General features: G+C 59.3%; 10 protein-coding genes, 1 tRNA gene and 1 pseudogene. 10 read left to right on the forward strand and 2 right to left on the reverse strand.

The window, feature by feature from the left end; all coding sequences use genetic code 11:
- Positions 1–80: 80 nt before the first annotated feature.
- The 9 genes and pseudogenes from RFN28_RS17105 (at position 81) to RFN28_RS17145 (ending at position 10,616) form a co-directional block, all read left to right on the forward strand.
- Positions 81–815: an SDR family NAD(P)-dependent oxidoreductase gene (locus tag RFN28_RS17105; RefSeq protein ID WP_320288471.1), complete on the forward strand. Its 735-nt coding sequence runs from the start codon at positions 81–83 to the stop codon at positions 813–815.
- A gap of 206 nt (positions 816–1,021) precedes the next feature.
- On the forward strand, positions 1,022–1,621 hold the full coding sequence (locus tag RFN28_RS17110; RefSeq protein WP_320288472.1) for an NADPH-dependent F420 reductase: 600 nt from the start codon (positions 1,022–1,024) through the stop codon (positions 1,619–1,621).
- 579 nt (positions 1,622–2,200) lie between these two features.
- The gene (locus RFN28_RS17115) at positions 2,201–2,428 is read left to right on the forward strand and encodes a hypothetical protein (RefSeq protein WP_320288473.1); all 228 of its coding nucleotides are present in this window, start codon (positions 2,201–2,203) and stop codon (positions 2,426–2,428) included.
- Positions 2,429–2,466: 38 nt separating this feature from the next.
- A pseudogene (locus RFN28_RS17120) lies at positions 2,467–2,953 on the forward strand (tyrosine-type recombinase/integrase); the annotation flags it as partial.
- Between the two features lie 653 nt (positions 2,954–3,606).
- Complete coding sequence (locus tag RFN28_RS17125; protein WP_320288474.1) at positions 3,607–6,735, forward strand: ATP-binding protein; 3,129 nt, start codon at positions 3,607–3,609, stop codon at positions 6,733–6,735.
- A 29-nt stretch (positions 6,736–6,764) separates the two neighbouring features.
- Positions 6,765–7,922, forward strand: a complete 1,158-nt coding sequence (locus RFN28_RS17130) for a YcaO-like family protein (RefSeq protein ID WP_320288475.1) — start codon at positions 6,765–6,767, stop codon at positions 7,920–7,922.
- 4 nt (positions 7,923–7,926) lie between these two features.
- Complete coding sequence (locus RFN28_RS17135) at positions 7,927–8,655, forward strand: TfuA-like protein (RefSeq protein ID WP_320288476.1); 729 nt, start codon at positions 7,927–7,929, stop codon at positions 8,653–8,655.
- 66 nt (positions 8,656–8,721) lie between these two features.
- Positions 8,722–9,921 (forward strand): gluzincin family metallopeptidase, encoded by a 1,200-nt coding sequence (locus RFN28_RS17140; protein WP_320288478.1) that lies wholly within the window; start codon positions 8,722–8,724, stop codon positions 9,919–9,921.
- Between the two features lie 29 nt (positions 9,922–9,950).
- Entirely contained in the window at positions 9,951–10,616 is a 666-nt protein-coding gene (locus RFN28_RS17145; protein ID WP_320288479.1) for a hypothetical protein, read from the forward strand.
- Positions 10,617–11,044: 428 nt separating this feature from the next.
- On the opposite strand, the gene RFN28_RS17150 is transcribed toward RFN28_RS17145, so the two are convergent.
- A tRNA-Ile gene (locus RFN28_RS17150) sits at positions 11,045–11,120 on the reverse strand.
- A 225-nt stretch (positions 11,121–11,345) separates the two neighbouring features.
- Here RFN28_RS17150 and RFN28_RS17155 point away from each other — a divergent pair.
- On the forward strand, positions 11,346–12,056 hold the full coding sequence (locus RFN28_RS17155) for an SIMPL domain-containing protein (protein WP_320288480.1): 711 nt from the start codon (positions 11,346–11,348) through the stop codon (positions 12,054–12,056).
- Between the two features lie 216 nt (positions 12,057–12,272).
- On the opposite strand, the gene RFN28_RS17160 is transcribed toward RFN28_RS17155, so the two are convergent.
- Positions 12,273–12,629 carry a hypothetical protein gene (locus RFN28_RS17160; RefSeq protein ID WP_320288481.1) on the reverse strand — a complete coding sequence of 119 codons (357 nt, stop codon included), beginning with the start codon at positions 12,627–12,629 and terminating at the stop codon, positions 12,273–12,275.
- Positions 12,630–12,757 lie beyond the last annotated feature (128 nt).

Below are 12,757 nucleotides of genomic sequence, written 5' to 3' on the forward strand. Positions count from 1 at the left end.
CACTCAACACCCAACGCCGGCGGACCCATTTCGAGGTTCTCGGAGGCAGATGCTGTCCCGACACCACGAAAGGAAAAGTCATGGGAAAGCTTGAGGGTAAGGTTGCAGTCATCACAGGTGGATCGAGCGGCATGGCGCTGGCGAGCGCCAAGCGGTTCGTTGAAGAAGGCGCCTACGTTTTCATCACGGGTCGGAGGCAGGAGGCGCTCGACGAGGCCATCAGGCTGATTGGCCGGAACGTGACCGGCGTGCGCGGCGATGCGGCCAATCTCGACGACCTCGACCGCCTGTTCGATACAGTCAAGCGGGAAAAGGGCAAGATCGACGTCCTGTATGCGAGCGCCGGCACGGGCGAAGCCGTCCCACTGGGCGAGATTACCGAGCAGCATTTCGATGCGACCTTCGGGCTGAATACGCGCGGCACGCTGTTCACGGTGCAAAAGGCGTTGCCGCTGTTCAACGATGGCGGATCGATCTTCATGACCGGATCAGTTGCTTCGGTGAAGGGTTTTCCTGGTTACAGCGTGTATGCGGCGAGCAAAGCGGCGTTGCACGCATTCGCACGCGGGTGGCTAAACGAGCTGAAGGGCAGGAACATCCGGGTGAACGTGCTGCACCCGGGGCCGATCGCCACGCCGATGCAGGACCAAGTTCTCACCGAGGAGGCGAAGCGGATGTTCGAATCCCTGATCCCGCGGGGAAAGATGGGGCGTCCTGAGGAAATTGCGGCGGCCGCGGTGTTTCTTGCTTCCGACGATTCCAGCTTCGTGAATGGGCTGGAGTTGTCTGTCGACGGAGGATTCTCCGCCATCTGAAATCACGCCGGATGGCGGGAAGTGGCTGATCGGCTGGAACTAAGACTGTCCACGGTGGAACGACTTCCGCGCCGAACGGTCGGCCAGGCCGGGCGGAAGTCGCTCACGACGGGTGCGTCTAGGCAAAGGTCGCCACACAGCAGAACGGATAACCCAGCGCCGTTGAAGGCCGGGGAAATCAATACCAACACGCATCGGAGAACATTATGAGCTACGCGATTGTAGGATTCGGTAAGATAGGCCAAGCCCTCGCCCACGCCTTCGCCCGTAAAGACATCGACGTGACCGTCGCGAGCCGCCAGCCTCCCGAGGCGTTGGCGCCGCAGGCCCGGGCGATTGGACCCACGGTCGTCGCCAAGTCGCTGCGGGAAGCACTCGAGGCCGACACGATCATCTTGGCGGTTCCGTTCGGGGATCATCGCGACGTTGCGAAGGCTCTGCCGAGCTGGGAAGGCAAGACAGTCATCGATGCGACGAACGCGTTTCCAGTCCCTGAAGAGCTGGACGGTCTCCCGTCCTCCGCCTTCGTCGCGAAGGCGTTCACCGGCGCCAAGCTCGTGAAAGGCTTCAATCACCTGGTTGCGGCCACCCTGGCTACCGATCCAGTCGTCGAGGGCGGCCACCGGGTCGTCTTTCTGTCGAGCGACGACGAGGACGCGACCGCTCACGTTGCGGCCTTGGCCAAACAACTCGGGTTCGCACCCGTCAAGCTGGGAAAGCTCAACGAGGGTGGCGCGCTGGTGCACGCACGCGGCCGCACTTGGGGCCAGCTGATCTTCCAGGACCTGTTCAAGAAGGAGCAGTAACGGATTTACTGTCCACTGTCAGAGGTGCTGCTTGCTCGGGCCCGTCCATGAGAGTCTACGCGGGCTAAGTCAAAATCCGAGGTCCGGAAGCGGCGAGGGCTTCGACGTCCCCTTTCCTCCCCCAAGCGAATTTCAGGAGGTCAGCTTACCAGACCGTGGCGGCGCCATCTCCTGATCAGGTTTTTGCACAGCCTGTCCCGCAACGCCCCTATAGAGACGGAAGGTGCAGGTGGGTTTTCCGTGACAGACGGGGTGGGCCGAAATATTCAGCTGAACTTCGGCGGCGTGCTATGTCTGCTTTTGGTCGACCAGCTCGAACGGCGCCATGGACGCAAAGCTGCCGTTTGGAGAAAATAATGCGGTCGTCGAATGATCGGATCAGCTTCTTGAATCAACTTTGGCGAACTGCTTCGTAAGCTATTGACAGATAACGATTTTGTTAGTCGCTGAGGGTCGTCGTTTTCTACAGGAAATCAATACGTTAGCGGGTGGTTCGCCAACCCGTTTCCTTCGTATTCTCCCGTATGGTCTGGCGCACACATAAACCAAGAGGAGGAATGAACCCTCCTCCCGGAGGCAATGCGGCTCGCTCGCGTTGAACGGGAAACCCCCCACATTCTGAACGAATCCGGCGACGGCCCGTTAGGCTTGACGCGGGAGCAGGCCACGCTCGGCGAGAAAATCCCGCCTCGCAGCGTCTCGAGCCAGCGCCGTAACGATTCGCTTCACCAGCTCATCCTTGTGAGGGCCGGCCAAATCGAGGATGGTCTCCACCTCGACGCCATCGGCCGTGAAGAATCGAACTGAGAGTTCTTTTTTCTTTCGCGCCATAATGAGCCCAGCGACTGCGTTGGAATAACCGCCGCGGCGATGTCGCGGGCCTGCGCTGGGATCAGAGGGTCACCCGCCGTGTCTTCATCGATGGCGTCGAGCGTCACTTCGACGGGTTTGATATCGTTCAGGCCAAGAACAAGGGACGAACAGGTGGCAAACGGTTTTTTGTGCCGATCACGCCGATGCTGTCTGAGATCCTGGATGCGGCCGACCGGCGCGGTGAGACCCGTCCTGGTCAACGGCTATGGTGAGCCGTTCTCCGCCAAGTCGCTAACTGGCATGATGGCGCATTGGTGCAAGCTTGCCGGCCTGCCGAAGGGGCTGACCCTGCATGGACTGAGGAAGTCGCTTGGCGTCTATCTGGCCGAGGCAGAGGCCTCAACCAGACAGCTCATGGACATGCTGGGACACGATGACATCGACGATGCCGAGCTCTATTCACGCGAAGCATCGCAGGTTCGGCTGGCGGTACAGGGGATGGATCGAGTCGTACGCCTCGTGACGCGCAAGCCGATGCTTGGCGAACCTCGTGGCGAACCACCCTATAAAGCATTGATAAATAACGACAATGGTGGGCCCGGAGGATGTGCTCAAGCTATTTATTTCATTGTCTTTTTCGTGGGCGCAGGTCGGATATCCTTCCCGTATCGTTCCGTATGGTTCGGCGAACCGTACCAGTCGAACTTAGCCTATCCAGTGCCTCCTCCGCGCCACCAGCAGTCATTGGTCAGCTACCGGCCGACGGTCTCGATCCGCCCCTTAGTGGACAGTCGAGACTACTTTTCGTCGCCGAGCGCCACCTCGAACAGTCTCGCTTCCTACAATCGGTTCAAAATCACCAATGTGTCGTCCACTTCCGAGATAGCGAATTGCGCTCCTGTCAGGCCGCTAACTATCGGCCAGAATCGCGCTGCCCGGCAATTTAGGATTCGGACAGGCGGCAGTGGCCGAGCTCGACGAACTGCGAGAAACGGCACTCGTTCGATTAGGCGGCCAGGGAGCGTGACGCACACCGTCAGAAGTATCGCCTACGATGAGATGAGGGTCGTCCGAGCGCTCTGGTGAATATTAGCGCATTTGATAGTATCGCTCCCACCCTGCCAGCCAAGGCACTGAGCATGTCGGAAAAGCCTCGGGTAGAGCCTCCACTCGTGACCCTTGCCAAGGGCGTTCCGAGCAAGGACGACAGTAGTGTGTCCGACGTTCGCAGCGAGCGGCGCGTTATGACAGCTCTCTGTTATGATCTGGTCGGATCAACCGATCTGCTCGCAGTTCTGGATATCGAGGACTATGAGGAACTGATGTCGGCCTTCCGACGTGAGGCAGGACAGGCAATATCATCGTACTCGGGCGTTATCGTGAGCGAAGCCGGCGACGGCGGTGTCGCACTTTTTCCGGCAGAGATGGAGGCAAAGGACGCGGCTTCGCAAGCGATCCGGGCAGGACTCGAAATCATTGAAGCCTGCAAGCGGGTCGGGCTGGAGAAAGACCATACGGACCTACATGTTCGGGTCGGGATCGCTACATCCATGACCCTCGTTCACGGGGACGGCGGTGACCCGGCGCATGCCACCGTCACGGGCCCTGCTTTGGCCATGGCGACGCGGCTCCAAGCTATGGCTCAGCCGGATGCAATATTGGTGTCCGACGAGACCCGAAATCTGGCGCGGCGGTCCCACGTTTTCAGTTTTTGTGGCATTCAGGTTATTAAGGGTTTCGCGGAGCCGGAGCGGACTTGGCGTGCCATCAGCCACAAGCGGGACGTTGACCGCTTCTTCGCCTTCGGGCGCTTGAACAATACGTTTATAGGCCGTGGGGACGAACTGGCCACCATCGCCGCATGTTGGCATGATGCCGTCGCCGGCAAGGGCGGCGTCATTTTGGTTCAGGGTGAGGCCGGTATCGGCAAGTCCCGCCTGGTTTATGAAGTCCGCAGGAGGACACGCTTTCAGCGGGCAAAATTACTGCTTTTTCAATGTCAGCCCGGCGGCTCCCACTCGGCCCTTTATCCTCTGCTGCAAAATGTTCGGAGTGACCTGGCTGGCAAAGAGGGTCGGCTGGAGACTTCAGACGTAGCGGAGGTCTTCGCAAATCAAAGCGTTCACGATGACGAAGTGGTCGACATCTTCTCGTTTCTGCTTGGGGCTGAAGGAACGAATCCCGCTCTGAAGGAGGCTGATCTCAAGGTCATCCGGGAGAAAGCCGCCTGGGCGGTTCGCAGAAGCATCGAAGCCATATGCGAACGCGGACCACTGATCCTGGTGGTCGAAGACATACATTGGATCGACCTCACCTCGAGGCAATTGCTGGCGGAACTCGTCCTCTTCATTCATCGGATGCCCGTGCTTCTCATAATGACTGCCCGACATGGATCCGAGACTTATTCAGAGTTCCGGGACTTGCCGCATATTACCCTGAAGCCGCTCGATCGCGACGAAACGCGACAGGCAATCATGGCCATGCGGCCGGAAATCGGGTCAGCCGCGCATTCGGAAGTCATCAGCATGGTGGAGGAGGTAACCGGGGGCGTGCCTCTTTTCATCGAGGAAATCTGCCAATGGATCGCCGAGGACGGAGCCCGCATAACGGATCGTCTTGCGCCAGCCGGCTCATCAAGCCGGATATCGGTCTTTGAAGGCATCCTTGAAGCCAGGCTGGAAGCCTTGGGCCCTGCAAAAGACGTGGCACGAGCGGCCGCCGTCGCCGGCAATCGTTTCAATCTGGGATTGCTTCGGAAGCTGCTGCCGGAACACAGTGACGACACGATCGGGTATGCAGTGGACACCCTGATCGAGGCGGGATTCCTGATCCGGGTCAGGCCTTCCGGCGAGCCCGACTATGGATTTCGTCATGCCCTGGTCCGAGAGACAATCTATAATGCATTGCTGCGGAGGAGACGGCAGGCCCTCCATCAGTCGCTTTTCTCCGCTGTCGTCCACGACCGAAATCTAGGCCCGTGGCTGGGTACGGCTGAACTGGCGGAACATGCTGAACGCGCTGGCCTTATCGAGGAAGCGATCGATCAGTACATCGCAGCCGGCCGGGAAAGTTACGACCGTTCCGCAATGGCCGAGGCGAGACAGATCCTCGACCATGCCATGACCCTTTGCCAGCGAGTGAGAAGGCCGGACAAGCAGGATGTTTTGCGCCTCGCCGCGATGATGCCGCTCGGGCCGATACTTACAGCCACGGAAGGTCCAAACTCGCTGCCGGCCCGCAAACTTTACGAGGATGGGGTAGAGATCGCCAGGCGGCGGCCGCTCGCCGAGCGTGCGAAGTGGTTTCCGATCTACTGGGGTTGGTGGTTTACCGACTCCACCATCGACGGGGAACGCGCACGGGCCGTCCTCGCCGACCTGAGGGACGTCGACGACCCCGAAGTGCAGTTTCAGGCCAGACACTGTGTTTGGGCAATCGAATTCAATCTTGGGCATCACAAGAACTGCATAGCGGCGGTCGACGAAGGACTTGCGCGCTACGGGACGGGCCAAAGGGCAGGCAATGCCACTCTGTTCGGCGGCCATGACGCCAGGGTCTGCGGCCTGTCGCATAGGGGTCTCTCTCAATGGTTTACCGGCCGGGCCGCAAGCGCAGTTCGGTCATTGGCTGAAGCCAGGCGCTGGGCAATGCAAACGGCGCATGTTGGTAGTATCGCCCATGTCTACATCAACGAAGCGATGCTTGATTGCTATCGCCGCGATTTCTCGGCGCTGCGAGGCGTCATCGCCGATATCCGGGAATTGACAAAGCGCCATCATCTGCCCTCCCTTGCCGCCTTGGCGCAAATTCTCGAAGGCTGGTGCGAAGGAAATGCTGCTCGGGTTGAGCAAGGCAGGGACCAGATCAAGGAGGGTCTCGCGATCCACGGCGAACTCCAGACGCCGGAAGACTATCCTGTCTACTACGGCATGCTGGCGGAGCTTCTGGCCCGGACAGGCGAGACTGACGAGGCCCTTACGCTTGTCTCTTCCGCGGCTGCGGAAGCCGAAGCAGGTGGCAGTCTTTCTTGGCTCGCCGAACTCTATCGGCGAAAGGCCCATCTCCTTCTGCTTAGAGGTTCTTCAGGCATGGAAGTTGTTGCCGCGCTCTCCAAAAGCCTGGCTATCGCCGATGAGCAAAACGCGGTGCCAATCCTGCTCAATGCATACGAGATGCTCAGGACATGGGGCGTGTCAGAGGAACTATCCCGGCAGTACCGCAGTCGCGTCGGCCTGGCAAAATCAGCCATCGAGCAAGGCGCGGCGTTGTTCGTCAATCGAGAACCGAGCCTGCGCCACTAGCTCGCGCTACCGGGAGATCGGGAACCTCCATGCTGGAACGATACGAGCGCTCGGGTCCGCCGCCGCACGAGGCGCTCAAGCGGCTAATGACGATGCGCGAGCTTTTGGGCATCACACGGATTGCAGACATCACAGGTCTCGACGTGCTCGACATACCCGTGGTTCAGGCGGTCAGGCCTTTCTCCCTTTTAAATTCCGTTTCGCAAGGCAAGGGGCCGACGAGAATCGAAGCTGCGGTATCGGCCATTCTCGAGACCGCAGAGTCCTACTTTGCTGAGCGCTTGGCGCACTACGACCCCATCGCGGCCTCCGCGGACTCCCTGAATATCCCTCCTGAAAGATTCGAAGCCCATCTCCAGCCTGGTGTCGACCCGGGGTGGCGCAGCAGCGAGATAGCGTGGATTCATGCCGAGAATATCCTCAAGGGTGGTCTGCGGGATTGGGTTCCCTTCGAGCTTGTGCACACTGCCTACGTGTTCCCCCCGCGGCCGCAAGAGGAAATCTTCGCTTCATCGACGTCCGGCCTGGCGGCCTCCTTCGAGGAAACGGACTCCATCCTGCACGGGATAATGGAATGCATCGAGCGCGACGCACTCACGCGCGCGGAGCGAATCCATGGCTTTTTCCAGCGCCGTCGAATTGACCCGAGAACGATCGATGATCCGACAGTTGCGAGCCTTCTCGAAAGCCTGGAAGCCAAAGGCCTGCTTGTGGGGCTTTGGCATGCCCCCTCACCGCTGGGGCTACCGGTGATCTGGTGCCATCTCATGGAGGATCGGCCGCCGGAAACTGCAATTCTTCACCATCCGGCAGAGGGCTCGGCTGCAGGTTTCGATGCCGCGTCCGCGATCGCTCACGCAATCTACGAGGCGGCGCAGTCGAGACTGACGGCGATCTCCGGCGCCCGTGACGACCTGACACGCGCGTTCTATCCTAAATATCCGGATTGGCAAAAAATTGCGGCGCACCGACGCCTCCTGTCCGACGGCCCTCGCGACATACATTTGCATGCAATTACCGGGCAGAAGTGCACCAGCGTGGGAGATAGGATGTCCGCTCTTCTCGCACAGATCGAGGGCGCAGGAATCGATACAGTGTACAGGATTCAGCTCGATACGAGACCGCTCGGCGACCTGTCGGTCGTCAGGATCGTCATACCGGCCTTGATGCCGCTGTTGCATGGCTAGGCGAATGCGTCCGAAGCTGGTCTTTGCCGGTCCTACCCTGTCACAGAGCGAAGTGCTGGAAGTGGTGGAGGCGATCTGCCTTCCGCCGGCTGTGCAGGGTTCCATCATTACGGCTGTGCAGCATTTTGATCCGAGTGCGATAGTCATCATCGACGGCGGCTTTCAGTCGGAGCCGGCGGTCAGGCACAAGGAAATCCTTTGGGCAATAGCGAAGGGTGTTCCGGTAATAGGCGCAGCGAGCATAGGGGCTCTTCGCGCTGCGGAACTTTTTCCATACATGCAGGGAGTGGGGCTCATCTACCGGTGGTATCGTCGTTTTGCGTTTGCGCCTGACGATGCGGTGGCCGTGCTGCACGGACCATGGCAGGTAAACTCCGCGCCCATAACCCACGCGCTGATCGATCTTCGCATGACGGTTCGCAGGGCCTGCCGTCGGGGCATCATTTCGGACGAATACCGGACTAGGTTGGAGCGTGCCGCGCAAGCTCTCAATTTTCGCGAGCGCACGCTCGCCCGCATGGTCGGTGACGCCTTGTCATGCGAAGGCGATCTCGTCGTCGAGAAATATCAGGCGATCCTCGCCGCAGCTTTCGTTCAGCAAAAGAAGCAGGATGCGCGTGATGCACTCCGGCTTTTGCATCACGGTTTATTCAAGGAGCCCGCACCCCTGCCGGATTTCCAGTTGACGGCGGCTTTCTTTAAGGATCTCGACGAAGCCGGGTTAGAGATTTGAAAGCTTCAGGGCGAGAACTCTCAATCCCAATTTACAATACGTTTTACATTTTGCTAATATACTAAAATGAGAGGGGCTGAGCTACCAGGAACGCTCGATCGATCCAACGACCAGAGTCGCTCCGTCGGCACGCGCTTCCTGCTATTTCCCCAGGTACCCCACCTTGCCGATTACGGCACACCCGAGACCGTCTGGATATCGACCCCACCGGGCCGGCTACGCTCCGGTCCGGAGGATCATCGCATCTATGTCCGCGATCCGCTCCTCGACAAGGAACCTTACGAATATCCCTATCTGCCGCCCTTCGTTGGCGAGGTCTTCCCGCCGGCGGAACCCGCATACGACGGTCACTTCGACCAGATTTCATTGAATTCACGCCAGTTCCTGGCGGCACACGCCTTCGGCGCAGTCAGCCGGGTCCTGGACATATGGGAAAGCTACCTTGGGCGGCCGATAACCTGGTACTTCGCCGAAACCTATGAGCGGCTGGAAATCATCCCGTGGGTCGACTGGAACAACGCCCAGTCCGGCTACGGTTATCTGGAACTCGGCGCGGACAAGGCGCCCGACGGTCGAAATTATCCCTATGCCCTCAACTTCGATACGATTGCGCATGAGGTCGGCCATGCGATTCTGTTTTCCCTTTTTGGGGTGCCGACAAATGGCTTGAAGACCGGCGACTTCGCGTCGTTCCATGAGGCGAGCGCCGATATAACGTCGCTTTTGTCCTTTCTGCATTTCGACAGCGGTCTCGACCGGCTGCTCCGCCACTGCGATGGCAATCTCCTCATCCTGAACGAACTCAACCGCATCGCCGAACTGATCGGTGACCGGCAGATTCGCCTCGCCAGCAATTCGCGCCGCATGTCTGAAGTCTCCGACGAAATCCATGACAGGTCGCGGCCTTTCACCGGGGCGGTATTCGATACGATCGTAGACACCTATCACGCGAATCTCGTGGGTGATGGACTGGCCGACGAGCGGCTTCTCGATATCGACATCAGGGATATCGACGAGGCCGCCATGCGCCGGATCTCGGATCTCACGACGCTGGCCTTCCGTGCCAGGCCGTTCCTGTTCAAGAGCGCGCTTACCCGGGCGCGTGACGATGTGGCGCTGACCCTTGCCCAGGTTTGGCCCAGCCTCGACGCCAACGATCTGACATTTGAGAATGCCGCGATGGCCGTTGCCGAAACCGGCAGCCGCATCGCGCCGGCGCTGGGAGCTAAGTTCGAAGAAAACTTCATGTGGCGAGAAATTTCATGAACTGAATTGCCGAAGCGAGGAGGAGCATCATGAGCGACGACTATCACCGTCCTACATATACGACGACCGATGTGCACGGAGCGTTCAATGCAACGCAGGTGCGGCTCTACGGGGTTCCTGGGCTACCAAAGCCAGAACAGAAAAATGATTTTGGAGATATAAACACTATTGTAAAAGAGGACCAGTACGCCATAACTTTTTCAAAATTGGCAGAAGGCGCTCTTTATGATAACGATGACGAGTTACTTAAATCGATAAGACTCATGTTTGGCAAGCAAGTGGACAAGCCAGATAGCTCTTATGTTTTTGTTAAATCGGTATTGGACAATTATATGCTATTGATAAGCGCAATCGACATTGCACCAAACAAAAAGAAAACCGCGAAGAAATTTAGCTCTGGGATAATATTTGGATACGCGTATGAGGGACACACATACGATCTGCCAAAACCCAAAATTATGTTGATACCGGCGCCTCCGCAACCGATACCCAGCGATGATTCCGGATATGATCTCAAGAAAGACTACTACAGGGTCTGGATTGTCGATAAACTCGACCAATGCGTTGAGTTCGAAATGAACCAGGGATTTGTCGAACAGCTCGTTCTCGAGGCCAACCTTCCCGGCAAACGCTCGCCGACCATGTATGCTGCGAAGCAGGCGCTTGGGCACCGTAGTGGCAGGCTGACTGAGTAGTGATAGATCTCGCTGCTTGGCGGCCCGTCGAGGGCTTTGTCAGCCCGTCCAAGTTTGGTGGTGTCGGAAACGACAACTTCGCGGAGCTTGGGGCAGTCGAGTTGGCTGCAACGCTGCCCAATCACCTTCGGGGCTTGGCACCCCGGCTCAGTCCGGGGTCGCTTCGCCGCAGGGGGTCGACGGCAATTTTCATCAACAAAATCAATGGTTATGGTGGGCCCGGAAGAAGCGGATCGCGGTCGATATTGCTCGCGCCATCAATCAGCGCGAGGCCAAACGCGATGCGATGAAGGGTCGAGCAGTCCTGCGAGTCGTCAAGTGATCAAACTGAACCAGAACAAAAGGTGGTCGCCGTCGCATGCTTGGGCCCATAACGGGCCAAAACGTTTTGGGCCGAGGCCACTTTTCATCAATGAAATCAATAGTCATGGTGGGCCCGGAGGGACTCGAACCCCCAACCAAGCGGTTATGAGCCGCCGGCTCTAACCATTGAGCTACAGGCCCCACGCGGGTTGGCTTAGTGTTTTTCGCTTCGCGGCACAAGGCTTTCGAAAGCGCTGGTGGCAAACGCCAAAATCAGCCCATATTCGCTCCGTACAGCGGCCTGCGCCCCTAAGGCGCGTGAACAGGTCCGGGCTTTTTGGCACCGCACTGCAGGGAATCGATGCATCTTCTCAAGTTAGGGCAGAGGCGGTGGGGCCAGCGGATCGCAGACTTCGAGGAGCTTTCATGACCAGACACCTTTTGCCCGTCGCGCTCGCAGCCGCGATCGCTTTTCCGGCGCTGGCAAGCGCTGCCGACACGCAGCCGCCTCCGCGCATCGTCGTGTCCGGCGAAGGCGAAGCCACCATTGCGCCTGACATGGCGATCCTGACGCTGAGCGTCATGCGCGAGGCGAAAACCGCGCGCGCCGCACTCGACGCCGACAATGATGCGATGGCGGCGGTGATCGCGGCGATGAAGTCGGCGGGCATCGCCGAGCGCGACCTGCAGACCGCCGGCATCCAGATCAATCCGCGCTACAATTACACCAACAAGGCCGACGGCAGCCAGGAAGCCGAGCTCGTCGCCTATCAGGTGACGAACACGCTGTCGGTGCGCGTGCGCGACGTCGACAAGACCGGCGACATCCTCGACAAGGCGGTGTCGCTCGGCGTCAACCAGGGCGGCGGCATCGCCTTCACCAATGACGATCCTAAGGCCACCATCGCGGAGGCGCGCAAAAAGGCGGTTGCGGACGCGGTCGCCAAGGCCAGGACACTCGCCGAAGCCGCCGGGGTCAGCCTCGGCCGGGTGATCGAGATCACCGACCAGGCCGTCGCGCCGGTGCCGATACCGATGAACGCCAAGACGTTCGATGCGGCCCGCGCGGCCGTGCCTGTCCAGGCCGGCGAAAACTCCTTTTCCGTCCAGGTCACCGTCACGTTCGAGCTGAAATAACCGGGCGCCGCTTCCGCGTCGTAGGAGCACAAACAAAAACCCCGGAAGGGACCGATCCTCCGGGGTTTTTCGAGCCGCGCTTCGGTTTTGCTGAAGGGACTCTGCTCAGAGGCGATCCTCAAAGAGAATCGTCCTTGCCGACGTCGCAGAACACCTTATTTGTGGGGCGATCCTCGCGAGGATCGCCCAACCTTCCGATCCCCGCCTGACAAACCCTTAGCGATAGATGATCGGGCAGCCGCGCTCGTTGGCGAAGACCACTACCACGCGGTCGCCGTACTGGCGGCCGGCCACCTTCACCGTGTGGCGGCTGATGTCGACGATGCGGACGCGGTGCAGCCCCATACGCTCGGCCTTGTCGAGCGCGCGGTCGGGCGAGCAGCCGCGCCAGTCGCGGTCCCGGCGCCACTCGCGGCGGTAATATCCGTCGTCGTCGCCGGTATAGACGCCGAAACGCGGATCCTGGTTGTTGCCGAAGCCGAGATAGAGGCTGTCCGCATGCGCCGGGATGGCGCCGAGCGTGCCAAGCCCGACAACGGCCGAAAGGGCTGCCGTCTTGATCTGGTTGAACATCGTCTCTCTCCTTGTTGTGGGCCTCTGGCCCTTGAACTGATGATTGGCGAACCAATGAATGCAAAATGGCTTTTCGTGTCTGAACTTTTTGCGAACCGGCCGTTCATGTCCGGTTCATGTGGAAGCAA

The sequence above is a fragment of the Mesorhizobium album genome, assembly GCF_033977205.1.
GTDB lineage: Bacteria > Pseudomonadota > Alphaproteobacteria > Rhizobiales > Rhizobiaceae > Mesorhizobium > Mesorhizobium album.